This window comes from Arthrobacter sp. ok362 (genome assembly GCF_900102785.1).
GTDB lineage: Bacteria > Actinomycetota > Actinomycetes > Actinomycetales > Micrococcaceae > Arthrobacter.
Genome location: NZ_FNGC01000006.1, coordinates 32,225 through 57,857 on the forward strand (window position 1 = coordinate 32,225; position 25,633 = coordinate 57,857).

Here is a 25,633-nt window from a genome sequence, read left to right on the forward strand (position 1 = left end):
AGGAATATCAAGGTAGATGAACCCTGTGATTGGGACATTCACGGGGTTCATCGGCCCTGGGGGACCGGGCCTGGTCTGCGAATCTTAGCCTCACGCAGCTCGGCAGATTATTCTTTCGTTACCCCGGGAACCACCCCAAATGTAAATTAAGCCTTGGGCAGACCCTCCTGAATCACCGCGGGTGTTTTGCCCTCGTGGGGTATGGAGAGTGCGAAGTGGATTATCCATAACATTTGGGTGAGTATGTCAGAAAGTAAAACAGAAGTGTCAGTCCCAGAATCCCAACTGGCAAGACTGTGGCGTTCCCCATTTTCCTGTAAAAGACTTGCTCGACCAACTAGCAAATTGCGGAGGAAGCGCTTTGAGGCCGCGTCTCTTCCGACGACGGATAAGCGCCAGCCATCTCGTCCCCAATTTACATCGAAGGCTATTCGATGATTGACCACGACATGTTCGAGAACTAAACATGTAGGTTTGTACATCCTCGACTTAGTGAATGTGAGTGGAAGCTGGGGGGATCGGTCGATTCGTTCCTTGAGCTTGAGCACCAATTCTTCGCCGTTAGGTCTTGCGATCATCGCCACGACCTCCTCGAGGGACCCTGAGAAGAGCGTGTCAAGCAGTTCACGAACGTGACTGTTCGCATTCCCTCGTAGCCGGTCGTTCCAGAGATGCGACACCTTGCGAGCCCGGTCGATCAATTGTTGCTGCTCACTGCGGTCGAGGGCGAGGAAACGACGGTTGAACGCGAACGTGAGTCCGGCCGCTCCAGTGAAGAACCGTTCTAGGAGCATGTCGCGCCGGGCGCCGGAATCTGTGTGCCTCTCGACCACGTCGATGACCGTCAGGTTCTTCGTCAGATCCTTTCCCGGCGGCTGGCCGGCCTTGCTTACGTTACCGGCGGCGGGTGTGCCTGGAACGCCGTTGGCACGATTACGTATCCAGTAATAGATTTGGTCGGAGATCGCTGAAATGTGGTTTGACTCGAGGTAAGCCCGCATCACAAAGGGCTGGTCTTCACCGTTGCTGTATCCTAGCGGGAACCGGATCCTATGCCGTTCGATCATGGAGCGCCGGAACATCTTCATCGGGCTCAAGGTGCGGTAGGCGAAGCTGTCTATGAAGTCCTCGGCGCGACGTTCGGTCTTGAAAACGGAGCGCGGCAGGGACCGCGTTCCGATACCGAAGTTCTCCATCTTGCAGAGCACGACGTCGGATCCCGACTCGTCAGCCGCCTTCAAAAGGTTCTCCACGGTTTGCGGAGCGATCAGGTCATCGGAGTCGAGAAAAAAGACAAACTCGCCGCTCGCTATGTCGAGAGCAACATTCCTCGGGAGTGCCGCTGAACCGCTGTTCGGGATGCCGCGGACGATACAGTTAGCATGCATGGCAGCGTATTCGTTGAGGATTTCAAGACTGTCGTCCGTTGATCCGTCGTCGACAGCAATCAGCTCAAAGTCTTGCGATGTTTGAGCCGGGAGCACATCGAGAGTTTCGCGTAGGTACGCTGAGGCGTTGAACACCGGCATGACGATGCTTAGGCGAGGTTGCTGCCGCACTGTTTTCCGTTCTTGTTGCTGGTTGATCCACGCAGCTGAGGGGCTGCCGACCGCACACTCGGGAGGTGCCGATCGCTCGGTCAGTCGGTGCTTGAGGTGATGCCGATGGCTTCCTTGTCCGGCCATAGCGCATCAAAGACCCGGCTTGTTGCCTCACCGTCGCAGTACGGGGCAAACATCTTGACGAAAGCCTCGTACTTGGGCGCGTAGCGGCGGGACACGGCGGAGATGTTTTTGATGGAGCGAACAACCTCGTCCGTGGTGTTGTGAAGCGGACCGGGTGCTTTTTCTTCAAGGTCGAAGTAGAAGCCCCGGGTCGCATCACGGTACTGGGCGATGTCCGGTGTGAGGAACACAATGGGTTTGCCCGTCACGCAGAAGTCGAACATCACGGACGAGTAGTCGTTGACCAGGATGTCCGCTGCCGTGTAGAGGTCGTTGACCTCCGGGTATTCGGTCACGTCGATGACGAACTTGTTGGCCGCAGTCTGCCGTTGGCTTGCGATGTTGTGGTGTCCGCGCAAGAGCAGCACGTAGTCGTCGCCGAGCTGCTGCTGGGCCTTTTCGAAATCGAGGTAGGTGACCATCTCGTACTGCCGTGAGTCGTTCTTTGCGTCATCGCGCCACGTGGGCGCGTAGAGAATCGCAGTCTTGCCATCGGGGATGCCGAGATTTGTCCTGATGGCGGCCCGGTTCTGTTCCATCCGCTCGGGGGTGAGGCTGTCGTTACGGGGATAGCCCTCGGCCACAACCCGCCCCTCGAACCCGAAGCAGTTGGCGAGGACCCCGGCGGCGTACTCGTTCTGCGCCAGGAGCGCGTCCCAATACTCCGCCTCCCGCCACATCAGGTTCCAGTAGGAAAGAGAGAAGCTGGTGCGGGCGACGTCGTTGCCGAGCTTCTTGAGGGGTGTGCCGTGCCAGGTCTGGATGTAGACCTGCCCCTCGCGTTTGCGGAAATAGAACGGGAAATTGTTGTTGTTGATCAAAATCCGGGACTCGGTCAAGAGCTGGTACCACTTCCGGGAGCCGATCAAGACTGCTTCGGTTCCTGCCGGTACGGGCACCGAAAAATCAGCGACCGCCCAGTACAGGGGCCACTGGCTTCCCCGTCGTTGGAATTCCTCCAATAGACGGCGCGGACTGTCGGTAGCACGGCGTCCGCCGAAGCACATGAACAGGACGGCGTCCTTAAGCTCAGCGCTACCGGCCCGCGTTACCGGAGTGCGGAGCGTCTGCTGGTCGAACCGTCCTGTCTCGTCTTCTGCGAAGGGGGGCCTCAGGTGGATGGTCAGCGCAGCCTTCGGGGCGCGGCTTACTCCGATTTCCAGCCGGTCCGCTTCAATCCGGCGGGGCATCTGCGTTTGGAGCCCGGACGACGCCGGGATCCAATAGCCCATGTGGTCGTCGACCCCCCGGGGAACGTGGCGCACGCTGTAGGCACCGGTTTCCGGCATTACCTCGTCGCCACCCCAAGGCCGGTGAGGGAGCAGAAATTGCGCAGAGAAGTGGTTGCTTCCCTCGTTCGTCCGGACCGCCAAGACGACGTCGGTCGCAGGGATGACGGCCTTCCCACTGGAAAGGACAAAGCGGGGGGCTCGGGTCACGGGAAGGTCTGCAGAGCCCTCGATCCGAAGGATGCGTTTGTCGGGTGAGACTTCGACTGCGGACGCAATAACGCGGCTCTTCCGCTCCTCGAGGGTGATGAACCCGTAACCTGTCAGTCCCAGCCTCAGGCTTCGGGTTTGATCGGAACGGGCCTCGAGTTCCGCGGTCCCCTCCGGCCACGCCACTGGCTGGGGCGCCTTGACGCCGCTCTCCAGTCGCAGATGCCATTCATATTCGGCCGTGGTCCTTGCACCGGATCCCAGCGCCGGGACGTCGATGAGGTAGACGGCTCGGTTCCCCTCCACCTCTTGGAAAGTCGCTGTTTTACGGATGCCAAACTTGGTGCTCTCGATGGAAACCCTGGTGGCCACAGGGGCGGCATGGGCCTCGACCGTAAGCTTCAGGGTTCGTCCTGCCAGCTCCAGGGATGTCGCCACGTAGTGCGGAGCAACCGGAACAAAGGTCAGCCCAGTGGCTGCGCGCATCTCCACGGCCATCCTGGTGGTGCCTTGCATGGGGCCTACAGGCAGCTGGCCGGTCGAACCGTTGAGGTCACGGCGCATCAATGGCGCTGTGAGTGTTCGGCCGCCGGCACTGACGGTCAGGAGAACGTACCAGCTGACGGGAGCTGCAGCCCCGTTTCCCTCAAGCATCACGGCCGGGTCAATGGTGGTGCTGAAACCCGCGTCGGAGTACGACGTCCAGTTGTCGTTGGACTCCCAATCGATGGACTTGTCCGTGTGGCGGGCCACTGCCAAGGGGACAGCCTCCCCGCTGCTGGCGTTGACCAAGGAGGCCTGGATCGAGAGGTTGCCGTTGATCGGGTCCACTGAGGATATGTACGCGTGACCGCCGATTACTAGCTGGCCGTCGTCCTGCCAGTCGAAGCGGGTCAATTTGCTGACCAGCCGAAGGTCGATATCGCGGCAGGGCAGGAGCCGGGGATCGTAGGTTGAAAGCTCCTCCAGGTAGAGGGGCTGTGCGAGGATCCCGGAATCTGTCAGCACCGTCGGAAAGCTGGACGCGTAGTCGCTCCGGTGGTTACAGATGCGGATCACGTCCTCGCGCTTGTCCGCGAGGACGGCCGAGAGGATCAGCCGGTTGTGGATCCGGATGAGATCCCAGTCCAGCTCCTGACCTTCGCTGAGGCGGCGCACTGTGGCGTGTAGCAAATCCCAGTATTCGGGGCTGGTGCGGGGCACCACCTCGTAGTAGCGGAACAGTCCATTTCCCAGTTCTCCGGAAAGCAAACGCCGGTAGTCTCCGGGAGCCGCGACCGCGCGGACTGCGGCGGCCAGTGACTCGAGTCGGTGCAGTCGGTCTTCGAGGTATCCCGTCTCGCAGATCAGCCCGCGGGACGGGGGCCGGATAGCGGAATCCAGGGACGTATTGACGACCTTGCGGTCCAGAACGTCGAATGACTTTGCGCGCGTGTAAAGAGTGGCAACGGCCTCATACTGCCAGTGTTCACGATCCAGCGCGACATCGGCAGTTGCCGAAATCCAGAAGTCACGCCTGAATAGTTTGTTGGCGAGGGCACCATCCAGCAGTATCTCCGGGACTTCCGCCACGGTCACGGCGGGCCGAGGTTCACCGTGGATTTTCTGCTGCCATGGCGGGGTGGAGATGATTTTGCCCTTCACGATTCCGGTCATGCCGACGGCGAAGGACGAGCCTGTCTCACGCAGCGAGCGGAGCATGGTGTCCAAGCTTTGTTTTTCAACCTCATCCCCCGCCGTGAGGAACATCAGGTACGGGGCCCGCGAAGAGGCCACGGCGCGGTTCCGGGCTTCTTCACCACTGACGCCGGAAAGTGCGAGGTACTTCACACTGCGGTCACGCTTTACGAAGGGCTGTACTGCGCTCTCGCCCACGCCCGCCGACGACGTATCAATGACGATCATTTCCAATGCGGGCTTCTGGCCAACCAGGCTCCGCAGCGTCATATCTGGATCGGGAGCGTAATCTGCCACCAGGACGACGACGGAGAGCTGTGGCGGCTGAGGGAGGCCAAGTGGGGATGCGTTGAGCGCACGTTGGACCTTGGCCAAATTGGCCGGATGGGCCAACTTCCGGATCTGCTTTTGCTGCTCCGGAGGCAACGCCCGCCATGCACGCCTCAGATTCCTCTTAGCAGCGGCTTTCAACGAAGCTATGGCTTGGCTCTCTTTGCGACCTGGCATTCTTAGATTCGCTTCTTTCGTCGTTTCCAACCAGTGGTTGTTACTTCGTCATTAGGTACAAGTAGATGACGCTGCCTCCGCGCCGGCCGCTGACACTCTGTCAATAATCGCACGGCATCCCGCGACAGGCCGATCCAAGGGGCTCAAATTTAGAAGGGCTTGTTGAGGATCAAGTCGACATTCTGGTCCTCGATGCCGCCACTTATCTCAGCGCGGTCCAGCCCTGGACGGTTCAAGGCGAGCTCGAGGCTCAACGCCGCAAGAGACGCGGCAGTGTGCTCTCCTTCGTACAGCACACCCTCCGGCGTCGAATGGTCCACCAAAGTCGCCGCGATTGACAGCGTTCCGTCGCCGTTGTCCATGAGTTCGACAACTCTCGATTGCTGCGGATAGTCAATGAGGGACGCCGTGGTAATTTCCCAGAATCCGCCAGATCCATGCTTCCCTTTGTGCGGTGTCACTCGGTGCTTGTGCCTGTGGCCGTTCATCCAGGCGACCACATTTGGGTAGCGGGAAAGCAGCCCCAGGACTGCCGATCGATTCAACGGCGGCCGGCCGCCGTCGGACGACTGTTCCTCCTCATCAAAGGTGGAGAGGGGATGGTGGCTGAACAACACCACAAGACGGCCTTGGCCACTGGATGCGGTGAGCTTGCCCTTTGAATCGTAGTAGTTCGCCGAAGCACCCCTGAGTTGTTCCTCAAGCCAGTCCGCCTGGCCCGCATCCAGGACGGCCTTGATGCTCCCGTCCGGGCTCGCCGTGTTCAGCATGATGCCGATTACCTCAGGAGCGATGTCGAAGGTGTAGTACGGCTTCGCTTCGGCATCAGGGCCGGAACCAAACTGCACCTTGGCTTCACCGTCCGGCAAGGCGTCCATGAACTCTGCCTTGGTGAATGGGCGGCGTAGTTTCGAGGCACGCACGGTTCGGGAAGGCAATGATGTGATAAGCCTGCGGCGTTCGCTCCCATTTGAACGTCTGACATCATTCCAGAAGTCAGTGGCGTTCATGCCTTGCGGGAGCTGAATCGGAAGCCGGTCACCGGTTCGAAGAGCGTCAACGAACTCGGCCTTTGCGGAAATCGTGCCTGACGGAGACCGCCCGGCTTCATCGTGATTTCCCACGCCGATGTACCACGGGAAATCTGAGCCCTGCGCCCTTACCGGCTTGATGGCCGCCGTGAGGAATCCGGGAACGGTGGGGTAACCGTGAAGCGCCTTCCAGTCATCCGGGGAGATCAGCGTATTTTCCGGCTCGGGATGCCAAATGCTCTTCGACAGTTCGCGGGGAGCCGGACCGTGATCTTGGACGCCGTCGTAGGCAGCGGTGGGATGTGAGGTCACGGATCCGCCCTTGAAAACACCGACGGCGGCTGAGAGTTCACCGACGGCAAAGGTGTTGGTGACGTCACCCGTGGTCACTAGGCAGTCCAGAGGCCGTTCGCTGAGGGGGCCGAAGCGGACGGCGTTGAGCTTCCGGACCGTCGCGTCCAGGACGTGGACCGTCAAGAGATCCTGGGGCCTAAATTTCCCGGACGACGGATACCCGTCCGAGAAGTCAAAGTATTGCCAGAGGAAGGACAGCCTGCCGGGATTGGCTGCGTCGAGAACGTGGGCGTCCGTCAGATGCCCGAACGTGGCCAGCCCGATTCGCCGGCCGCTAACAGCGCGGCTCCGGGTGCAGAGGTCCTCACGGACGAGCGTCTCAAGGGCCGGTCCGCGCGCCAGCCTCTGGTACGGCAGGCGAGGCGCGGCCCGGGATCCTAAGATGACGGTGGCTTCCAGTGTTGACAGCGGTGCTGAAGGCTCTGGCATGGCCTGTGCGTTCCCCGGAGATGTGGACGAAGACTCGGGTGAAGATCCGGAAACCCTCAACACAGTGACGCCGATAGTGCCAGCCAGAGACCACCGGAGGGCGTCTCGCCGTGATACTGGCGTCTTGTTCGGCTGTCGCACTTGCTAATGTAACCCTTGCTGTTGCGATCGGCTTGCGGTGGCGTCATTCGCCTGAGCCGCCAAACTTCGGGCGGCTTCTAGTGAGCTGCCCTTAGAGGCTGGCGTTGGCCCGGACCAGGTCGTCCGGGAAGTCGACCTCCACAGCGTAGAACTCGCTGATGTCCACTGGGGTCCATTTGACGTCGTCCTGCTTGATGGTCAACTCGATCGCGGCCTCGAAGTAGTCCTGGTCATCGACCTCAATGAGTCGCTTAAGGAACTTCTTCTTGTCCTTCGAACTGACGAAGTTGATGCCAACAGCCTCGCCCTGGGCAACATCGGCGGGGACAATCTTGGACAGCTCCAGGATGTTGCCATCAGCGTCAGTGGTGTATTTGACTTCCTCGTCGGAAACCGAGGACACATCAACGGTAACGAAGGATTCATCACGCTTGATGTAGGGCGCCAGCATCCGAAGAATGTCGGGGTCGAACACGACGTCGCCGTTCATCCAGAGGACGCCACCCTTGGCCGAATTCCGGATTGCCTTCAGGAGGCTCTTGGAGGTGTTGGTCTGGTCAAAGTTCTCGTTGTACACAAACGACGCGTTCGGCACGTGTTCGAGGATCATTTCGAGCTTGAAACCGACAGCAATGGTGAGGCGGAGGCCCTTGCCGAATGCTTTCCGCAGGTTCTGGACCTGCTGGTGCATGATGGTGCGCCCATCACTGAGCTCTGTCATGGGCTTCGGGTGCGGGCGCGCCAACCGCGTTCCCATTCCGGCGGCAAGAATTACGGCCTGAACTCTCATGTGTCTTTCCTCTTCTGTGGGCGATCCGGGTGGCGGGAGCGGCGAGCCGTCGCATCGCTAGAGATCGCCCCGGAATCGCCCCGGAACTGTGTGGACGCCCCAGAAGGGCGCTTCCCCCGCGTCCAAGCATAAGGGTTGAGCATCGGTGTCACCGAATGATGCGGGCAATCCTACGTTAATGCTGTGTTAACTTCCCGGCGAACATCCCGTTGCCGTGGCGCAATATTGCGACAGGTGCCTACCCGCCGCTGAACTCGCTAATCCGGGACCCCACGCCCATCAGTTCTTCGATGGCGGCAACGGTCCGCGCTGCGGCCTTGCCGTCCCCGTAGGGATTGACGGCGTTTGCCATCGCGGAAAAATGGCCGTGCTCGTGGAGCAGGCGGGTCACCTCGTCGACGATCCGCTCTTCGTCCGTGCCTATGAGCTTCACGGTGCCGGCTTCCAGGGCCTCGGGCCGTTCGGTGTTTTCCCGCATCACCAGGACCGGCTTGCCGAGGCTTGGAGCTTCCTCCTGGACTCCGCCAGAGTCCGTTAACACCACATGGGAAAGTGACAGCAGTCGAGTGAATTCGCCGTAGGCCAGCGGTTCCGTGACCAGGATGTTGGCCTTGCCCTCCAGCGCGGGAAGCACTGCCTCGCGCACCACGGGATTCTTGTGGGCGGGCAGGACGATCACGAGGTCCGGCTCGGCGTCGGCGATCCGGGCCAGCGCCCGTCCCACGCTGCGCATGGATTCGCCCTGGTTTTCGCGGCGGTGCGTGGTGACCAGCAGGATTCGGCGACCGCTGGCGGCCAGTTCTTCCAGTTTGGGATCCGTGAAGGGGAGCTGCTTGTCCACCGTGGCGAGCAGGGCATCGATCACCGTATTTCCGGTCACCACGATGTCCTGGGGGCTGATGCCTTCCCTCAGCAGGTTTCCCCTGCTGGTGGACGTTGGCGCCAGATGCAGGCGGGTGATCTGGCTGGTGATCTTGCGGTTGGCTTCCTCCGGAAAAGGGGAGAGCAGGTCGCCACTGCGCAGGCCGGCCTCGACGTGGACCACCGGGATGCCGTGATAGAACGCGGCGATGGCGGCGGCCGTGGACGTGGTGGTATCGCCCTGGACAACGACGGCGTCTGGCCTCGACTGGGCGAAGAGCGTCTCCAAGCCGTCGATGGTGCGCGTCATGATGGCGGACAGCGACTGTCCCTGCTGCAGGATGTTGAGGTCATGGTCCGGAACAATGCCGAACAGTTCGTTGACCTGGTCCAGCATCTCGCGGTGTTGCCCGGTGACAGTCACGATGCAGCGGAAGTGCGGAGCCTCCTGGAGGGTTCGTTCAGCCCAGCAGCAGCAAGGCGATCACGAGTGTCGGGACGCTAACCACAACGAATATAACGGCAATCAGTGCCGCCATGCGCTTGCGACGGTATGCCACTTCCTGGTCGTCGAGGTCCAGGTCGGCGGCCCGCTTGGCCGGCGCTGGCCGTTCGCCTTCTTGTTCCTGCGTCGTCGGTTCACGCGGTGCGCGGACGGGCAGCGGAAGCGGCTCGGCGTCTGGGACCAGGAGCGTATCTGGAATGTCCTCGTGCAGGCGCCGTCTGCGCAGGTGCCGTGGTGCGGCAGCCAGCGAGGGAGTGCCGTCGGAAGAGTGTTCCAGCGTGTCCTCCTCGCCTCGGTCAGAAGCCCAAACCGGCTGACCAGTTCAACCGGATGAGGTTCAATTGTTACATTTCCGTCCCCTAATTGGCGCATTCCGGCCGCAAGGAAACGTCCATGAGGCCTCCGGTTTCGATCACAAACCGCCGGATCCACTGGCCCAGATCCAGATCCGGATGCGAGGCAACCATCTGGACTTCCGCCGTCGTGCACTGTCCGATGAGACGGCCGGCGCGGGTTACGTGGTAGCTGGAAGTCACCACGGTGACAGACTTCCAGCCGTTGGCCTCGATCAGCCGGGAGATTGCCCGCGCTTCTCCGCGGGTGTCCAGGTCCGGGGGCCTGAAACAGACAACGCTCGGGTTCGGAAAGACTGCTGAATTGCAGGCCTCATCCGCCTCGCGGTTGCCGAAAGTGTCCGTGTGCGAGATCACCAGGACCGGGATGCCGAATCCGGCCTGGATCTGGCGGGCCACCGGGAGGCGTTCGGAGGCCGCGCCGCCCAGCATGATGACGGCGTCCGTCCGGTGCACGCTGAGCGGATCCACGTTGACGAACAGTTGAACGGCAATGATCAGCCACAGCAGGACGCCTCCGACGGCGAAGGCGAGCACCCGGCGGGTGGCTGTATTCACTGCGGCGACGGAAGGAGGCACGGCTAAGAGTTTACGTCGCTCTCGCCAAACAGATCTCAACCTTCTGTCTCATCCTTAGGCGAGCCGTCAGGCCCTCGCGGTAGCGTAGCGTTGTGCCTGAAATTGTGCCTGAGACTCCCGTCTCCGACGTTCCTGTCCCCGAAACTGCCGTGTCCAAAATTTCTCCGGCCGAACACCTGCCGCCGGACGCCGAGTTGACCGTTGCCGGGCTCTCGGAGTCCCAGTTGCTGGCGCGCATTTTCCCGCGACTCACCATCTCCGAGCCCACTGGCGCGCCGGACGCGGTGACGTACTTGCAGCTGGGACCGGGGGACGACGCCGCGATAGTCGCCGCGCCGGACGGACGGACTGTGCTGAGCATTGACACCCAGGTGGCCGACCAGGACTTCCGGCTCCAATGGAACAACGGCTACCGGACCACCGGGTACGACGTCGGCTGGAAGGCTGCGGCGCAAAACCTCAGCGACATCAATGCCATGGGCGCCCGGGCCACGTCCCTTGTGGTGAGCCTGACGATGCCGCCGGAGACCCTCGTCTGCTGGGTGGAAGATTTCGCGGACGGCCTCATGGCCGGGATCAGGGGGCTGGGGGCTCCCGCCTGCTCGGTGGCCGGCGGCGACCTCGGCCGCGGCCGCGAACTGGCAGTCAGCGTGGCCATCCTGGGGACCCTTGACGGCAAGGAGCCCGTGCTGCGTTCCGGTGCCCGGCCGGGGGACACCGTGGCCCTGGCGGGAACAGTGGGCCGGGCCGCCGCCGGGCTGGCGCTGCTGGAGTCGGACGTCCGCGTGGAGGACCTGACCACCGAGCAGCGCTCCCTCATGGACACCCAGTGCCGGCCGCAGCCGCCGCTCGCGGCCGGCCCCTTGGCCCGTGAGGCCGGCGCGTCGGCCATGATGGACATTTCGGACGGCCTGGTCCGTGACGGAAACCGCATGGCGGCCGCGAGCCACGCGGTGCTGAACCTGGAAGCCGCCGCCCTCAAGGAGCTGGCCGTTGCGCTGCTGCCGGCGTCGGAGCTGTTAAAAGCAGACCCGATGTCCTGGGTCCTCGGCGGCGGCGAAGACCACGGACTGCTGGTCACTTTCCCGCCAGGGGTTCAGCTCCCTCCCGGGTTCACTGCGATAGGCTCGGTAGAGGCCCCTGCACCAACCGAAAGCACGGGAGTAACGATCGCGGGCAGGCCCGCTGACGCTGTGGGATGGGATCACTTTGCAGACTAGGATTGCCGCCAACGCGCAAGCGATGAAGCGGTGGTTGGGCAAGGCGGAAACCACGCTGGGCAACCACAGCGACCGCCTGAACGCCATCAACATCTTTCCCGTGGCCGACGGCGACACCGGCACCAACCTCTACCTGACCGTCCGTGCCGCGGCCCACGCCCTCCACGACACGGTGCCGGACACTGCCGCCATGCCCCAAATCAGCGCGAACACGCCGGTGCAGGCGGCCGGCGCGCACGCTCCGGCACACAACGACGTCGGCGCCGTCCTGGCGCAGGCCGGCCGGGTGGCCATGGAACAGGCCCGTGGCAACTCGGGAACCCTGTTTGCCGTCTTCCTCGCCGCCGCCGCCGAACCGCTGGCCGGGCACACCCGGATCAGCTCACCGCTGCTGGCCGCGGCCTTGAACCGGGCCCAGATCCGGGCCTGGTCCGCGCTGAGTGATCCCGTGCCCGGCACCATGCTTTCCGTCATGGAAGCCGCCGCCCGGGCCGCGGCCGCCGTGGACTCCGCACACGACGGCGATGACAGCAACCAGACCCTCGGCCTGGCCCTGGATGCCGCCGTCGAGGCAGCCCTGGCCGCCGTGGTGCGCACGGAGGACCAGCTCGAGGCCCTGCACGCCGCCCATGTGGTGGACGCCGGCGGCGTGGGCATGCTCCTGATCCTGGACTGCCTCCGCTCCGCCGTGCTGGGCGAGGAGCTCCAGAGCGAACTGCTGGACGGCCTGCACGGCTACGACGTCCAGGATCCGCATATCCACGTCGGCATGCCGCGCGATGAAGGCGTCGAAGTCATGTGCACCATCTCCCTGTCCCCGCTGGACGCCGCCATGATGCGCCAACGGCTCGACGAAATGGGCGACTCGGTGATCATGAGCCAGGTCGGCGGCGACGCGGAGACCGCCGGGCACTACCGCTGGCGCGTCCACGTCCACGTCCTGGATGCCGAACCCGCCGTCGCGCTGATCCGTTCCCTGGGCGAGCCCACGGACATGTCCGTGAGCGAGCTCGCGGTGCCACGCGATCCGGAACCACAGGCCGCCACCGTTGCCGCCACCGTTGCCCCGGCGCTGGCCGCCGAAACCCGAAACCCCGACGGACATGCACGCTGAACTTGACCTGGGCCTGGAGCGCCGGATCGGCAAGCGCTCCGCGGCCGTCATCGAAAAACACCTCGGCATCAGCACTGTCGGCGGGCTCCTGAACTACTTCCCCCGCCGCTACCTTAGCCGCGGCGAGCTGACACCCATCAGTGAGGTCCCGCTGGACGAGGAAGTGACCCTGATCGCCCGGGTGGTCTCCAACAGCACCCGGCCCATGCGCGCCCGGCGCGGTTCCCTGACCGACGTCGTGATCTCCGACGACGCCGGCGGAGCGCTGCCGGGCACGCTCAAGGTCAGCTTTTTCAACGGGTTCCGGGCCAGGGCGGAGCTGCAGCCGGGCAGGCGCGCCATGTTCTCCGGCAAGGTCACCCGCTACGGCGGATCCCTCGGCCTGACCAACCCCGATTTCCTGCTGCTCGACGAGGACCCCGACACCCCGGGCATCGATCCGGAGAAGCTCGCCGCCATGCCGATCCCGGTGTACCCGGCCACGGCCAAACTCACCAGCTGGTCCATCCAGAAGGTCATCTCGACGCTGCTGGACACCGTGGATCTTGAAACCCTCGGCGACCCGCTGCCGGCGGAGATCGCGGCGCGGGAGAAGTTCCTTCCGCTCGCAGACGCCTACCGGCTGATCCACGCCCCGCAAACCCCTGCGGACTTCCAACGCGCCCGCGACAGGTTCCGCTACCAGGAAGCCCTGGTGCTCCAGTCGGCCCTGGCCCGCCGCCGCGCCCAACTCGCCGCCGAGGAAGCAACGGCCCGCCGCCCGGCACCGGACGGGCTGCTGCCGGCCTTCGACCGCCAGTTGCCGTTCACGCTGACCGCCGGCCAGGCCGCCGTCGGCAAGACGCTCTCCGGCGAGCTCGCCCAGGACTCGCCCATGAACCGGCTGCTCCAGGGCGAGGTGGGCTCCGGCAAGACGATCGTGGCGCTGCGTGCCATGCTGCAGGTGGTGGACGCCGGGGGACAGGCTGCCCTGCTGGCCCCCACGGAAGTCCTCGCCGCCCAGCACTATGAATCCATCCGACGCACGCTCGGACCGCTCTCCCGGGACGGCATGCTCGGCGGGTTCGGCCCCGACGCCGTCCAGGTCACCCTCCTCACCGGCTCCATGCCGACCGCGGCGCGGAAGCAGGCCATGCTGGACGCGGCCTCCGGAACGGCGGGAATCGTGATCGGCACCCACGCCCTGCTCAGCGACAACGTGACTTTCTACGACCTCGGCCTGATTGTGGTGGACGAGCAGCACCGCTTCGGCGTGGAACAGCGCGACGCCCTCCGGGCCAAAGCCAGCAAACCGCCGCACCTGCTGGTCATGACCGCCACCCCGATTCCCCGGACCGTGGCCATGACCGTGTTCGGAGACCTCGAAACGTCCGTGCTGGATGAGCTCCCCGCCGGCCGTGCCCCGATCTCCACCCACGTGGTGGGGCTCGCGGAACACCCGGCCTGGGCCACCCGCATCTGGTCCCGTTCGCGGGAGGAGATCGACGCCGGCCACCAGGTCTACGTGGTCTGCCCCAAGATCGGCGCGGACGACGACGGCGACTTCACCCCGGGCGAGGCCGAACCGTCCGCTGCGGACCTCGAAGGCGAGAACGGCTCGCGGGAACTCGCTTCCGTCACCGGCGTCGTGGAACACCTCCAGGACGAACCAGCCCTCGCCGGGGTGGCTGTGGCGCCGCTGCACGGCCGGCAGGACCCGGTGCTGAAGTCTGAGACGATGGCCTCCTTCACGGCCAATCAGACCAAACTGCTCGTCTCCACCACCGTGATTGAGGTCGGCGTGGACGTCCACAACGCCACGCTCATGGTGATCCTGGACGCGGACCGCTTCGGCATCTCCCAGCTCCACCAGCTGCGCGGCCGGGTGGGCCGCGGCGGGCTGCCCGGGACCTGCCTACTGGTCACCACCCTGGAGCCGGGCCATCCGAGCCGGCGCCGGCTCGATGCCGTGGCGGCCACCACCGACGGCTTCGAACTGTCCCAGGAGGACCTCAAGCTCCGCCGGGAAGGCGACATCCTGGGCGCCTCGCAGTCAGGCGGGCGCTCCACCCTGAAGCTGCTGCGCGTCCTCGAACACGAGGACGTGATCGCCCGGGCCCGGCAGGACGCCCAGCGGATCGTGGCCGCCGATCCCTCGCTGGCGGGCCAGCCGAGGCTCGCGGCCGCGATCGAGGAATACTTGAACCCCGAGAAGGAGGCGTTCCTTGAACGCGGCTAGGACCACACGACAGGGGCCCCGCCCATGAGCCGGATCATTGCCGGCGCCGCCGGCGGCAGCACCCTGAACAGCGTCCCCGGGAGCCTGACGCGGCCCACAACCGACCGGGTCAAGGAAGCGCTGTTTTCCCGGCTGGACGCCTTCGACGTCATTGCCGGCGCCAGGGTGCTGGACCTCTATGCCGGATCCGGCTCGCTGGGTGTGGAGAGCGGCAGCCGCGGCGCCGACTCCGTGGACCTGGTCGAATTCGACGCCAAGGCCAGCGCCGTCTGCCAGCGCAACGCGGACCTCGTCAACACCGTCGCGGGCCGCAAGGTGGTCTCCGTGCACCGCTCCAAGGTCGAATCCTTCCTGGACCGGACCGCTGAGGCCGTGCGCTGGGACCTGGTGTTCCTGGACCCGCCCTACCCCCTGGACGAGCCGGCCCTCGCTGCCGTGCTGGCCAAGCTGGTGCCGCACCTGGGCGAGGTGGCCGTCGTGGTGGTGGAACGCTCGTCCCGGACCCCCGAGCCGGCATGGCCCGAGGGCATGGAACGGTTTGCCGAGAAGAAGTACGGGGAAACCCGGCTGTGGTTCGCCGAGCCCGGTGTGGAAGCCGTGGAAGCCGTGGACGCCGTCGACTTAGAGGCCGTTAACGAAAAAGTCGAGGACTAACCGGCCAGCACGTCGAGTTCGACGCCGGAGAGCAGCCTGGCCGGATGCGGGCCGCGCGCCGTGAGCGCCGCCGTCCAGACCTCCGGCCACGGGCCCTGCGTCCCGGTCAGGATGATGTTCCCGGGGTACCGGCCGGTGAACATTCCGGCCTCGGCGAAGGCCGAGACGTCGGTCATGGCCCGGCGCATGGCCGCGACCTGGCTCCGGACCAGGGTCAGCCCGGGTTCGTCGCCCACGTTGACAATCAATACCCCGCGCGGCGTCAGCCGAGCCGCAGCCTCCTGGTAGAACTCGGTGCATGCGATGTGTTCCGGCGCCTCGGGCCCGGAGAAGATGTCCAGGATCACGACGTCGAAGCGCAGCTCCGCCGGAAGCCCGGCGAGGGCGTCGCGGGCATCGCCGATCACCGTGTGCAACTGCGTTCCTTCCGGCAGGGGCAGCTGCGCCAGCACGAAGTCGAGCAGTTCCCGTTCCAGCTCCACGGCATACTGGACCGAACCGGGCCGGGTGGCCTGGATGTAGCGGGCCAGCGTCAGGGCACCCGCGCCCAAGTGCAGGGCAGCGATGGGCTCGCCCCAAGGGGCGGCGAGGTCCACCACGTGTCCGATCCTGCGCAGGTACTCGTAGAAGATGTCCGCGGGATCGGCCAGGTTGACGTGGGACTGCTCGGCGCCGCCGATGCTCAGCACGAAGCCGCCGTCGGTAAAGGGATCCGGTTCGATCGCGGCGTGCTGCCCGGTGGTCCGCAGGAACCGGGAGGCTCCGGGTTGCAGCGCGGCCATGCTCAAAGCCTGTCGCGCAAGGTCGCCAGCCGCTCGGCGGCCTCTTCCAGCACGTGCAGCTGCTTGCAGAAAGCGAAGCGGAGCAGACTGCGGGTGCGCTCGGCGCCGTCGGCGTGGCAGAAGACCGGTACCGGGATCGCGGCGACGCCCACGAGGGCCGGGAGCCTGCGGGCCAGCTCCACGGAATCGGTGATCCCCAGCGGTGAGGTATCCACGTTCACGAAGTAGGTGCCCTGCGGCGTCAGGACGTCGAGGCCCGCTGCCCGGAGTCCCTCGCTGAGGATGTCGCGCTTGTACCGGAGCGTGTCGGCAATGCCGGCATAGAACTCGTCCGGAAGCCCCAGCCCCACCGCGATCGCGGCCTGGAAGGGCGTGCCGGAACTGTAGCTCAGGAACTGCTTGACCGTCCGGGCGGCGGCCACGAGGTGCTCCGGTCCGGAGAGCCAGCCGATCTTCCAGCCGGTGAAGGAGAACGTCTTGCCTGCCGAGGAAATGGTCAGCGTGCGCTCGGCCGCGCCGGGCAGGGTGGCCAGCGGGATGTGCCGCACACCGAAGGTCAGGTGCTCGTATACTTCGTCGGTGACGATGACGGCGTCGTATTTCGCGGCCAGTTCGACGACGCGCGCAAGCACCTCGCGGGGGAACACCGCGCCGGTCGGGTTGTGCGGATTGTTGATCAGCACCACCTTGGTGCGGTTGCTGAACGCGGCCTCGAGCGCTGCCAGGTCCGGCATGAAATCCGGGGCCAGGAGCGGGGCCGTGACGTGCGTGGCGCCGGAGAGGCCGATGATGGCGCCGTAGGAGTCGTAGAACGGCTCGAACGTGAGCACCTCGTCTCCCGGTCCGACCAGCGCGAGCAGCGAGGCGGCGATGGCCTCTGTGGCGCCGGTCGTGACGATGATCTCGGTCTGGGGATCCGGTGCCAGCCCGTAGAACCGCTGCTGGTGGACTGCGATTGCCTCCCGCAGGGGCAGGATGCCCTTGCCAGGCGCATACTGGTTGGCTCCGGCGGCGATGGCGGCCTGGGCGGCCTCCTTGATCTCGACGGGGCCGTCCTCATCCGGGAAGCCCTGGCCGAGGTTGATGGCGCCCGTGCTGAGCGCCAGGGTGGTCATCTCCTCGAAGATCGTGACGCCCAGCGAACCGTCAGGGGAGAGCAAGTTGGCGCCGGTTGCGGCGCGCTGCCATGGGAACTGGGGAGGGAGCTGGGACATTCAGTCATGTTATCCCGGCCTGCGGCGCGGATACGGTAGGTTCGGAGCATGAGACGCGCTGTTTGCCCTGGCTCCTTTGACCCCATTCACAATGGACACCTTGAAGTCATTGCGCGTGCCGCGGGCCTCTTCGACGAGGTGATCGTGGCCGTGTCAACGAACATGGCCAAGAAGTATCGCTTCAGCGTTGAGGAGCGGATCGACATGGCCAAGGAAACGTTCGCGTCCTTGCGCGGCATCGTGGTGGAACCTGTGGGGGAGGGGCTCCTGGCCGAGTACTGCAGGCAGCGTGGTGTGTCCGCGATCGTCAAGGGCCTGCGTTCGTCCTCGGACTTCGACTACGAGCTGCCGATGGCCACGATGAACCGGCAACTGACCGGCGTCGAGACGGTATTCCTGCCGGCGGAAAGCCACTACCTTCACCTGTCCTCCACCCTCATCAAAGAGGTCTTCACCCTGGGCGGGGACGTCTCGGACTTTGTTCCCCGGTCCGTGCTGAAACGGCTGGCTCCGGGCGAGCCGGTCCAGAACCGGGCGCGCAAAGTGTAAGCTTGACCGGTACTCGGCGGCCTGCTGCCGGTTGCGTGGCCCGAATCCGAGGCCGTTTGTGGTGGGAACCGCAGGCGTGTCCCCGGTTTGAGTCCGTCCGGAAGTTCAGGCTAAGATAGTACGTCGGTCATATGTTCAACAGGAGTTCTCATTAAACGAGATGCTAGTTCGCCCTTGGCGTTCGACGTCAAGGACCTCGGACGCAGTCCGGGAAGCATGCGAACGCTGACGGAACATGTACCCGCACCAAGTGATCTTGGTGTGGCGCTCATTGGCGTGCAGGAAGGCTCGGATATCGAGCTGGACCTGCGACTTGAGGCCGTACACGAAGGAATTCTGGTATCAGGAACCGCGCTCGTTGAAGTTACTGGCGAATGCGGCCGATGCCTGGATCCCCTTGCGTATGACCAAGAGGTTGATGTGCAAGAACTTTTCTTCTACGAGGACGCTGTGTTCTCCGACGAAGAAGACGAAGAAGAGCAACGTCGAGTCGAGCACGATCTGATCGATCTTGAGCCGGTGTTGCGGGACGCAGTTGTCACCATACTGCCGTTCCAGCCGGTGTGCCGGGAAGACTGCCAGGGCCTTTGCTCCGAATGTGGAGTACGCCTGGAAGACGAGCCGGGGCATCACCACGAGGTCGTAGATCCTCGTTGGGCTGCCCTGACTGACTTGGCTAAGCCTGACCGGCAAAACTGATTTGTAAGTGTTGGACTAGAGAGAAATGAGTTAGCCGTGGCTGTTCCCAAGCGGAAAATGTCTCGCTCGAATACCCGCGCCCGCCGCTCCCAGTGGAAGGCAACTGCCCCCCACCTGGTGAAGACCGTAGAGAACGGCCAGGTTGTTTACAGCCTGCCGCACCAGGCAAAGGTCGTTACCGACTCGGCTGGCACTGCGCTGTTCCTTGAGTACAAGGGCCGCAAGGTCGCAGACGTCTAATCCGCCAACAGGCTGAAAAAGATGTCTTCAACTGAAGAGCTTCTGAAGCGTCTCGGTGTCACTATTGACGCCGGGACGCTTCGTCTTGCGCTCACACACCGTTCCTACGCCTACGAAAACGGCGGCATCCCCACCAACGAACGGCTCGAGTTCCTGGGCGACTCCATTCTGGGGTTCTCCGTAACTGACGCGCTGTACCGTGATAACCCCACGCTGCCCGAAGGCGACCTGGCCAAGCGCCGGTCCGCCGTCGTCAGCACCCGGGCCCTGGCCGGCATCGGCCGCAGCATCGGGCTGGGCGAATACATCTACCTCGGACAGGGCGAGAAGCTCACCGAAGGCAAGAACAAAGCGTCCATCCTGGCGGACACCATGGAGGCGCTGATCGGCGCCACCTACCTCTCCAACGACATCGAGACGGCCCGGCAGCTGGTCATGCGGCTGGTCGGCCCGCTGTTGAAGGACGCGGCCGCCCTCGGCGCTGGCACAGACTGGAAGACGAGTATCCAGGAGCTGGCGGCCAGCCGGCAGCTTGGAACCATCAACTACGCGGTTGACGGCTCCGGACCGGACCATGCCCGGACGTTCGAGGCCGTGCTGCGGATCGGTGGCACCGACTATGGCACCGGCACCGGCAACTCCAAGAAGGAAGCCGAGCAGGAGGCCGCCGCCGACGCCTGGCGCCGGCTGACCGCTCCGTCCGCGCCTGATCCGCAGCAACTGCACACCCAGACCGGCACGTAGGCGGCGGCGTTGCCTGAACTGCCCGAGGTGGAGGTGGTCCGGCGCGGCCTGGTGAGCTGGGTGCGGGGCCGGACCATCACCTCCGTCGATGTGCTGGACCCGCGCTCCCTGCGCCGGCATGCCCTGGGCCCGGAAGACTTTGCCGGCAACCTTGAGGGCGCACGGGTGCTGGACGTGGTCCGCCGCGGCAAATTCCTCTGGATGCCGCTGGCGGACACGCCCGCCCCGTCCGGGAGCAGTGTGCCGTCCGGGAGCAGTGTCCCGTCCGCAGCGCCTTCCCCCGCCGTCGCACTCATGGCCCACCTTGGCATGTCCGGCCAGCTGCTGATGCAGGACCCCGGCGTTCCGGACGAAAAACACCTCAAGGTCAGGCTGCGGCTCAGCCCCGCCGAAGGCATGCCCGAACAGCTCCGGTTCGTGGACCAGCGCATCTTTGGCGGCCTGTTCCTCACCTCGCTGATCCCCACGGACGACGGCGGGCCGGGCGGCCTCGCCGAAACGCCGCTGCCGCTCATCGCCGAGGAAGCCTCGCACATTGCCCGGGACCCGCTGGACCCCTATTTTTCCTTCGAGGGCTTCTACCGGCGCCTGCGCGCGCGCAAAACCGGGCTCAAGCGGGCGCTGCTGGACCAAGGCCTGGTCTCCGGGATCGGCAACATCTACGCGGACGAGGCCCTCTGGAAGGCGCGGCTGCATTATGCCCGGCCCACCGACACCCTGCGCCGCGCCGACGCGCTGCGGGTCCTCGACGCCGCCCGCGAAGTCATGACGGATGCGCTGGCCGCCGGCGGCACGAGCTTCGATTCGCTCTACGTCAACGTCAACGGTGCCTCCGGGTACTTTGACCGCTCCCTGAACGCCTACGGCCGGGAGGGCCTCGAGTGCAAGCGCTGCGCCGCCGCCGGCCGGGTCAGCCGGCTGTTGCGGGAGCAGTTCATGAACCGTTCCTCGTACACCTGTCCTGTCTGCCAGCCCCGGCCGCGGAACGGGCGCTGGTAGGGGAGCCCGGGCGCGAAACCCGAGCCGCTGAAAATGAACCGTAGTGCTCGGCCAGCCTCGCCAGGCCCTCATCAAGCGAAACGGCGGGCGTCCAGTTGAGGAGTTCACGGGTCTCGCGCTGGTCGAACCAGTGGGCGGTGGAGAGCTGCTCGGCGAGGAATCTGGTCATCGGCGGCTCCCCAGCCCGGCCGGTACCGGTCCAGAGCTTCTCCACCACCGATCCTGCCGCGCGCGCGAGCCTGCCCGGCACCGTCCACGACGGCGCGGGGACGCCGGCCGCGGCGCAGATGCCCGCCAGCAGCTCGCCGACAGGGCGGGGTTCGCCGTTGCTGACCACGAGCGCCCGGCCGTGGATGTGCTCCATGCGGTGCAGCGCGGCGACGATGGCCGAGGCGGCGTTGTCCACGTAGGTGGTGTCGATCAGGGCCGCCCCGGCGTCGAGCAGCGGCAGGCGGCCGCGGCTGGCACGTTCCAGCACCCGTTCCACCAGCTGTGTGTCGCCCGGGCCCCAGACGATGTGCGGGCGCACCGCCGCGACCCGGAAATCCGGCACGTCCGCGGCCAGCGCCAGCAGTTCGGCCTCGGCCTTGGTGCGGGAGTAGTCGCCGTGCGCGCGGGCCGGGTCCGCCGGCTCGGCGCCCAGTCCGGCGATGGCGGCGCCGGAGTTGGCTACGGACGGGGAGGAGACGAACACCAGGTCCCGCACGCCGGCCTCCCGGGCCGCACGGAGCAGGCGACGGGTGCCTTCGGCATTCACTTCCTCGAAATCCGCGGCGCGGCCGGTGAAGGAGACCTTCGCGGCCAGGTGGATGACGCCCTCGGCGCCGGAGACGGCGCGACGGACGGCGTCGTCGTCCGTGACGGACCCGGAGAGGTCCGCGGCGCCGTCGACGCCCGAGGGACGGCGTTGGAACGTGGTGACGGCGTGGCCCTGCCGTACCAGCAGCCGGGCCACTTCACGGCCGAGCAAGCCGCTCGCGCCGGTGACGAGGACCCTCACGGCGTGCCCGGACGGCCGCCGGCCAGCACCTTTGACGCCCACCGGGACAGGCGGGTCCGGTCGATCTTGGCGTTGTGGCGGATGTCGGTCGGCTGGGACGGGACGGCGAGCACGGCGGAGACGCTGATGCCGGCCTGACGGGCCGCGTCCCGTACCCGCCCGGCGAGCTGCGGCGCGGCGGGGCCGGCCCGGCGGGCCGGAGGTACAGTCTCGACGACGGCGACGACGGCCTGGGTCCCGGACGGGCCGACCCCGACGACGGCGGCCAGCCCGACGTCGTCCAGGCGTTCGATGGCCTGCTCGGCGCCCACGGGCGTCACCGCAGTATCCGGGGCCGTCACGACGTGCGCGAGGCGTCCTTCCACCCAGAGCCGGCCGGCAGCGTCGAGGTGCCCGACGTCGCCGGTGCGGTGCCATCCGGCCGTGCGGACGCTCTCGCGCTGGGTCAGCCAGAGTCTGTCGTAGGCTTCCTTCACATGCGGGGCGCTGACGAGGATCTCGCCGGTCACGCCCGCGTCCGTCACGGGGTCATTCCCGGGTGTGGTGCCGTCCGTGGCGAGCGGGATGACGGCCACACGGGCGTCGTGCACCGGCCAGCCCACGCACACGCCGTTGCCGGCCCCCGCCACGGTTCCGTCGGCGGCGTCGGCCTCGGCGGCGCGGATCTGTTCGAGGCTGATGTCGGTAACTGGCAGCGCCTCGGTCATCCCGTACGGGGTGTGCAGCGAGGCCCGGGGCAGCAGCCGCTGCACCTCTGCCAGGAGGGGTTCGGGGACGGGCGCGCCTGCGGAGAGCAGCAGCTCCACGCGCCCCAGGGTCTCGTGCCCGGCCCGGCTCAGGTTGCCCTGGGTCGCGAGGACGTTGCGCAGCGCCGCGGGGGAGGCGAAGATCACCGTGGCGTCGATGGCTGCGGCAGCGTCCGCCAGTGCGCGGGCCGTCAGGGTGCGGGGCAAGGTGACGTCCATGGCGGGCGTTACCGAGACTGCTCCGAGTGCCGGCCCCAGCAGGGCGAACGGCGCGAACCCCGCCACCAGGCGTGAGCCCGGGCGGATCCCCAGCGTCGCGGCCACGGTATCCCGCATCGCTGCCAGCTGCCGGTGTGTGTAGAGCACGCCCTTGGCGGGACCGGTGGAGCCGGAGGTGAAGAGCACGGCGGCGGGGGCGTCCGGGACCGGGGCCGTTTCATGGCAGAGGAGCTCCGGGCTGGGGCTCGCTCCGCGGCGGCCGAGGGCGGCGAGGGAGGTTTCGACACGGAGGAGGCGGCGGCGGGCGGCCGGCAGGTCCCGCACACTGATTCGCCGTCCCGACCAGCCGAGTACCGACGCAGCCGCCAGCGCCTTGTCGATGCCGATGAGGAAATCCGGGGTGGCGCCGTTCACGGCGCGGCTCAGGCCGCGGGTGCCCAGGCCGGCGTCGGCCACGATGACCACCGCGCCGAGCCGCAGGCAGGCGTACAGGACCACGGTCAGGTCCACGCCCGGCGGAACCATCAGGCTCACCCGGCTGCAGTGCCCCACGCCGGCTTCCTGCAGGCCCGCCGCGAGGGCGGCGACATTCTGTTCCAGCTCCCGCCAGCTGAGCGAGCGGGCGACGCTGCCGTCCGCTGCCATTTCCGCGACGGCGGTATCTCCCGCGGCAGGTCCCGCCGCCAGCGCGGTGAGCGGCGCCCAAAGGGGCGGGACACCAGTGCCCGGGACACCAGTGCCGTTCTCCAGGGGCTCGAGGGGCTCGGCTGCGTGCTCCAGCGTCGGGCCGCCGGTCGGGGCGTCTGTCCGCTGAAGGCCGTGTCCGCTGTCTTGGCCGCGCTCGGCAAGCCACTCGAAGACGGGTGCGGCGATGTCCCGGTCTTCCGCGACCAGGTGGCCGGCACCCTCGAAGCGGTGCACCTTCGCGTGCGGCAGGCGGCCGATGAGGTCCTTGAGGTACCGGTCGGAAAAGATCGGGTCCCGCGGGCCCCAGAGCATCAGCGCCGGAACCCTCAACCCGCGTACCCCTTCGGCGACGCGGCTGAGCGCCGGGAAGCTGGGATGGGACGCGTCGGCGGGAATGTCCGCGACGAAGTTCCCCACGCCGGTGCGGCGGTCGGCGCCACGGTAGGGGGCCATGAAGGCGCTGCGGACCTCCGCGGCCAGCGGCGGGTGCGCCAGGGAATGCGTCACCCGCAGGAAGGCATCCGACGTCGTCGTTCCCCAGCGGTGCACGGCGGGATGCAGGGCAAGCCGCAGCGCCGGCGGGATGTGCGCGCCGGAAGGCTGGTGGACGGCGGTATTGGTCAGCACCACCCCGGCGAGCTGCTGGGGATGTGCCACGGCCCAGCCGAGGCTGATCACGCCGCCCCAGTCGTGGCCGACGGTGACGACCGGCCCGTCCAGCCCAAGCGCGGCGGTGAGGTCGCCGAGGTCGTTGATCCGGTCCGCCAGGCGCCGGAACGTGCCGGTGCGCTCGGAGAAGCCCATATCCAGCTGGTCCACCGCCACCACGCGCCACGGATGTGCGGGGTCGGATCCGGCGGCCAGCAAGGTCCGCCACAGGTAGGACCACGTCGGGTTGCCGTGCACGCACAGCAGGGTGCCGGCGGGCGTCAGGCCGCGGCGGGAGAGCTGGGCACCGTTGTCGAGCAGGTGCCAGCGGCGCACGGCTCCGGGCTCATCCGCGGCGGAGGTGGACGCCACATCGATTTCGCGCGACCATTCGGGGTCGACGCCGGGCCAGTCGGCGGCTACCAAACTATTTCCACCATGGCGGTGTTCAGACCGGAACCGACGCCCATGCACAGCACGCGGTTCCCAGGTTCGAGGGTTTGTGCTTCGGCGGCGAGGGTCATTGGGAGCGAGGCCGGGCCCACGTTGCCCCAGTGCGGGAACGTGATCGGCACCTTGTCCGGGTCCAGGTTGATGGCGTCGATGATGGCCTGCGTATAGGCATTGCTCACCTGGTGTGTGATGTAGCGGTCCATCGAGGCCCAGTCCCACTCCGGCTGGGCCTCGTGCCAGGCTTCGAGCACGAGCTGCAGACCGCCGTCGAGCAGGCCCTTCGTGTCGGTGGCCATGCCGTCGATGCCGCCCACGCACAGTTCATGGTGCTCCGTGCCGGCCCGCATCACGCCGCCGACGATCCGGTGCGCCCCGGGGTGCTGGTCCGCCGGGCCCAGGACGGCCGCAGCGGCTCCGGAGCCCAGTGTGAGTGTGGCGAACTCGCGGTTGAAGTCCTCGCGGGTCGTCTCGGGCCGCTGCAGCCGGGCCAGGGTGGCCTCCTGCGTGGCCTGGGCATCCTCTCCGTTGACGATCACCGCGTATTTGATCTGGCCGGAGTCAATCATGTTGGCCGCCAGGGTCATGCCGTTGACGAATCCGAGGCAGGCGTTGGCGAGGTCGAAGTTCATGGCCGACGACGGCAGGCCGAGTCCGTGGTGGACCTTCACCGCGACAGACGGTTCGAGGTTGCGCCGCGTGACGGACGTGTTGATCAGAAGGCCAACCTGGGACGCTTCGATGCCGGACTCGGCCAGGGCCTTCGCGCCCGCCTCGATGGCGGCGTCGTCGAACGATGTCCCGGGGGCCCACCAGCGCCGGTGGGTGATGCCGGCGACCCGTTCGAGCAGCTTCGGAGGGAATTTCAGCCGCCGCAGGGTCGAAGCCAGCCTGCGGTCGAAATCCGTAGAACTGATGATCGTCGGAGCTTCAACGCTGCTCACCGAAAGCAATGCGGTGTTGCGGTGCCGGAATGTTGCATTCCCTATCAAATCAAGCCCCTGTTCGTGTCCGTCCTGCGCTCCGACGGTTAACTGCACCTTCAAGCACAAGCCCAAGA

Annotated in this window: 19 protein-coding genes and 1 pseudogene; 9 read left to right on the forward strand and 11 right to left on the reverse strand. The window is 66.0% G+C overall.

Going from position 1 to position 25,633, the window contains the following annotated elements:
* Nucleotides 1-146: 146 nt before the first annotated feature.
* The 6 genes and pseudogenes from BLQ10_RS09350 to BLQ10_RS09380 all read right to left on the reverse strand — a co-directional run bounded on the left by BLQ10_RS09350 (nucleotide 147) and on the right by BLQ10_RS09380 (nucleotide 10,390).
* Nucleotides 147-1,685, reverse strand: a complete 1,539-nt coding sequence (locus tag BLQ10_RS09350; RefSeq protein WP_091561093.1) for a glycosyltransferase family 2 protein — start codon at nucleotides 1,683-1,685, stop codon at nucleotides 147-149.
* Nucleotides 1,640-5,110, reverse strand: coding sequence for a CDP-glycerol glycerophosphotransferase family protein (locus tag BLQ10_RS09355; protein WP_175558548.1), 3,471 nt, complete (start codon nucleotides 5,108-5,110; stop codon nucleotides 1,640-1,642). Before BLQ10_RS09355 ends, BLQ10_RS09350 begins: the two co-directional genes overlap by 46 nt.
* Nucleotides 5,111-5,496: 386 nt before the next feature.
* Nucleotides 5,497-7,161 (reverse strand): TIGR03767 family metallophosphoesterase, encoded by a 1,665-nt coding sequence (locus BLQ10_RS09360; RefSeq protein ID WP_091561097.1) that lies wholly within the window; start codon nucleotides 7,159-7,161, stop codon nucleotides 5,497-5,499.
* A gap of 232 nt (nucleotides 7,162-7,393) precedes the next feature.
* A complete protein-coding gene (locus BLQ10_RS09365) occupies nucleotides 7,394-8,092 on the reverse strand; it encodes a phosphocholine cytidylyltransferase family protein (RefSeq protein ID WP_091561099.1) in 699 nt (232 codons plus the stop codon).
* A 238-nt stretch (nucleotides 8,093-8,330) separates the two neighbouring features.
* Nucleotides 8,331-9,407, reverse strand: a pseudogene (gene wecB / locus BLQ10_RS09370) (non-hydrolyzing UDP-N-acetylglucosamine 2-epimerase); the annotation flags it as partial.
* Nucleotides 9,408-9,817: 410 nt separating this feature from the next.
* Entirely contained in the window at nucleotides 9,818-10,390 is a 573-nt protein-coding gene (locus BLQ10_RS09380) for a YdcF family protein (RefSeq protein ID WP_139164208.1), read from the reverse strand.
* A gap of 194 nt (nucleotides 10,391-10,584) precedes the next feature.
* Between BLQ10_RS09380 and thiL the strand changes: the two genes are divergently transcribed.
* The 4 genes from thiL to rsmD are packed head-to-tail and all read left to right on the forward strand — an operon-like array spanning nucleotide 10,585 to nucleotide 15,596.
* A complete protein-coding gene (gene thiL, locus BLQ10_RS09385) occupies nucleotides 10,585-11,610 on the forward strand; it encodes a thiamine-phosphate kinase (protein WP_175558567.1) in 1,026 nt (341 codons plus the stop codon).
* A 22-nt stretch (nucleotides 11,611-11,632) separates the two neighbouring features.
* Nucleotides 11,633-12,724, forward strand: coding sequence for a DAK2 domain-containing protein (locus BLQ10_RS09390; RefSeq protein ID WP_254785490.1), 1,092 nt, complete (start codon nucleotides 11,633-11,635; stop codon nucleotides 12,722-12,724).
* Nucleotides 12,714-14,942 (forward strand): ATP-dependent DNA helicase RecG, encoded by a 2,229-nt coding sequence (locus BLQ10_RS09395; RefSeq protein WP_091561107.1) that lies wholly within the window; start codon nucleotides 12,714-12,716, stop codon nucleotides 14,940-14,942. The genes BLQ10_RS09390 and BLQ10_RS09395 overlap by 11 nt, the downstream gene beginning before the upstream one ends.
* 24 nt (nucleotides 14,943-14,966) lie before the next feature.
* Nucleotides 14,967-15,596, forward strand: coding sequence for a 16S rRNA (guanine(966)-N(2))-methyltransferase RsmD (gene rsmD / locus BLQ10_RS09400; RefSeq protein WP_091561109.1), 630 nt, complete (start codon nucleotides 14,967-14,969; stop codon nucleotides 15,594-15,596).
* Here rsmD and BLQ10_RS09405 read toward each other — a convergent pair.
* Both BLQ10_RS09405 and BLQ10_RS09410 read right to left on the reverse strand, forming a co-directional pair.
* Nucleotides 15,593-16,378 (reverse strand): spermidine synthase, encoded by a 786-nt coding sequence (locus tag BLQ10_RS09405; protein WP_175558549.1) that lies wholly within the window; start codon nucleotides 16,376-16,378, stop codon nucleotides 15,593-15,595. The two genes, rsmD and BLQ10_RS09405, sit on opposite strands and share 4 nt — an antisense overlap.
* Before the next feature lie 2 nt (nucleotides 16,379-16,380).
* Nucleotides 16,381-17,592 carry an aminotransferase class I/II-fold pyridoxal phosphate-dependent enzyme gene (locus tag BLQ10_RS09410; protein ID WP_091561111.1) on the reverse strand — a complete coding sequence of 404 codons (1,212 nt, stop codon included), beginning with the start codon at nucleotides 17,590-17,592 and terminating at the stop codon, nucleotides 16,381-16,383.
* Between the two features lie 48 nt (nucleotides 17,593-17,640).
* On the opposite strand from BLQ10_RS09410, the gene coaD reads away from it, so the two are divergent.
* The 5 genes from coaD to mutM all read left to right on the forward strand — a co-directional run bounded on the left by coaD (nucleotide 17,641) and on the right by mutM (nucleotide 20,823).
* Nucleotides 17,641-18,141 (forward strand): pantetheine-phosphate adenylyltransferase, encoded by a 501-nt coding sequence (gene coaD / locus BLQ10_RS09415; protein WP_091561112.1) that lies wholly within the window; start codon nucleotides 17,641-17,643, stop codon nucleotides 18,139-18,141.
* 174 nt (nucleotides 18,142-18,315) lie between these two features.
* Nucleotides 18,316-18,840, forward strand: coding sequence for a YceD family protein (locus BLQ10_RS09420; protein WP_091561115.1), 525 nt, complete (start codon nucleotides 18,316-18,318; stop codon nucleotides 18,838-18,840).
* A gap of 36 nt (nucleotides 18,841-18,876) precedes the next feature.
* Complete coding sequence (gene rpmF / locus BLQ10_RS09425) at nucleotides 18,877-19,080, forward strand: 50S ribosomal protein L32 (protein ID WP_056738282.1); 204 nt, start codon at nucleotides 18,877-18,879, stop codon at nucleotides 19,078-19,080.
* A 21-nt stretch (nucleotides 19,081-19,101) separates the two neighbouring features.
* Entirely contained in the window at nucleotides 19,102-19,824 is a 723-nt protein-coding gene (rnc, locus tag BLQ10_RS09430; RefSeq protein ID WP_091561118.1) for a ribonuclease III, read from the forward strand.
* Nucleotides 19,825-19,833: 9 nt separating this feature from the next.
* Nucleotides 19,834-20,823 (forward strand): bifunctional DNA-formamidopyrimidine glycosylase/DNA-(apurinic or apyrimidinic site) lyase, encoded by a 990-nt coding sequence (gene mutM, locus BLQ10_RS09435; RefSeq protein ID WP_091561122.1) that lies wholly within the window; start codon nucleotides 19,834-19,836, stop codon nucleotides 20,821-20,823.
* Here the strand turns inward: mutM and BLQ10_RS09440 are convergent.
* Genes BLQ10_RS09440 through BLQ10_RS09450 form a run of 3 tightly spaced genes read right to left on the reverse strand, consistent with a single transcriptional unit; the run spans nucleotide 20,759 to nucleotide 25,565 of the window.
* Nucleotides 20,759-21,823 (reverse strand): NAD-dependent epimerase/dehydratase family protein, encoded by a 1,065-nt coding sequence (locus BLQ10_RS09440; protein WP_091561489.1) that lies wholly within the window; start codon nucleotides 21,821-21,823, stop codon nucleotides 20,759-20,761. The two genes, mutM and BLQ10_RS09440, sit on opposite strands and share 65 nt — an antisense overlap.
* Entirely contained in the window at nucleotides 21,820-24,549 is a 2,730-nt protein-coding gene (locus BLQ10_RS09445) for an alpha/beta fold hydrolase (RefSeq protein WP_091561124.1), read from the reverse strand. The genes BLQ10_RS09440 and BLQ10_RS09445 overlap by 4 nt, the downstream gene beginning before the upstream one ends.
* On the reverse strand, nucleotides 24,543-25,565 hold the full coding sequence (locus BLQ10_RS09450; RefSeq protein ID WP_091561491.1) for a 3-oxoacyl-ACP synthase III: 1,023 nt from the start codon (nucleotides 25,563-25,565) through the stop codon (nucleotides 24,543-24,545). The genes BLQ10_RS09445 and BLQ10_RS09450 overlap by 7 nt, the downstream gene beginning before the upstream one ends.
* Between the last annotated feature and the right edge of the window lie 68 nt (nucleotides 25,566-25,633).

Bases quoted from the DNA above. Each gene is read 5' to 3' on its own strand.
- BLQ10_RS09350 (WP_091561093.1), bottom strand. From the start codon at position 1,685: ATGGCCGGACAAGGAAGCCATCGGCATCACCTCAAGCACCGACTGACC.
- BLQ10_RS09355 (WP_175558548.1), bottom strand. From the start codon at position 5,110: ATGACGCTGCGGAGCCTGGTTGGCCAGAAGCCCGCATTGGAAATGATC.
- BLQ10_RS09360 (WP_091561097.1), bottom strand. From the start codon at position 7,161: ATGCCAGAGCCTTCAGCACCGCTGTCAACACTGGAAGCCACCGTCATC.
- BLQ10_RS09365 (WP_091561099.1), bottom strand. From the start codon at position 8,092: ATGAGAGTTCAGGCCGTAATTCTTGCCGCCGGAATGGGAACGCGGTTG.
- BLQ10_RS09390 (WP_254785490.1), top strand. From the start codon at position 11,633: ATGAAGCGGTGGTTGGGCAAGGCGGAAACCACGCTGGGCAACCACAGC.
- BLQ10_RS09395 (WP_091561107.1), top strand. From the start codon at position 12,714: ATGCACGCTGAACTTGACCTGGGCCTGGAGCGCCGGATCGGCAAGCGC.
- rsmD (WP_091561109.1), top strand. From the start codon at position 14,967: ATGAGCCGGATCATTGCCGGCGCCGCCGGCGGCAGCACCCTGAACAGC.
- BLQ10_RS09405 (WP_175558549.1), bottom strand. From the start codon at position 16,378: ATGGCCGCGCTGCAACCCGGAGCCTCCCGGTTCCTGCGGACCACCGGG.
- BLQ10_RS09410 (WP_091561111.1), bottom strand. From the start codon at position 17,592: ATGTCCCAGCTCCCTCCCCAGTTCCCATGGCAGCGCGCCGCAACCGGC.
- coaD (WP_091561112.1), top strand. From the start codon at position 17,641: ATGAGACGCGCTGTTTGCCCTGGCTCCTTTGACCCCATTCACAATGGA.
- rnc (WP_091561118.1), top strand. From the start codon at position 19,102: ATGTCTTCAACTGAAGAGCTTCTGAAGCGTCTCGGTGTCACTATTGAC.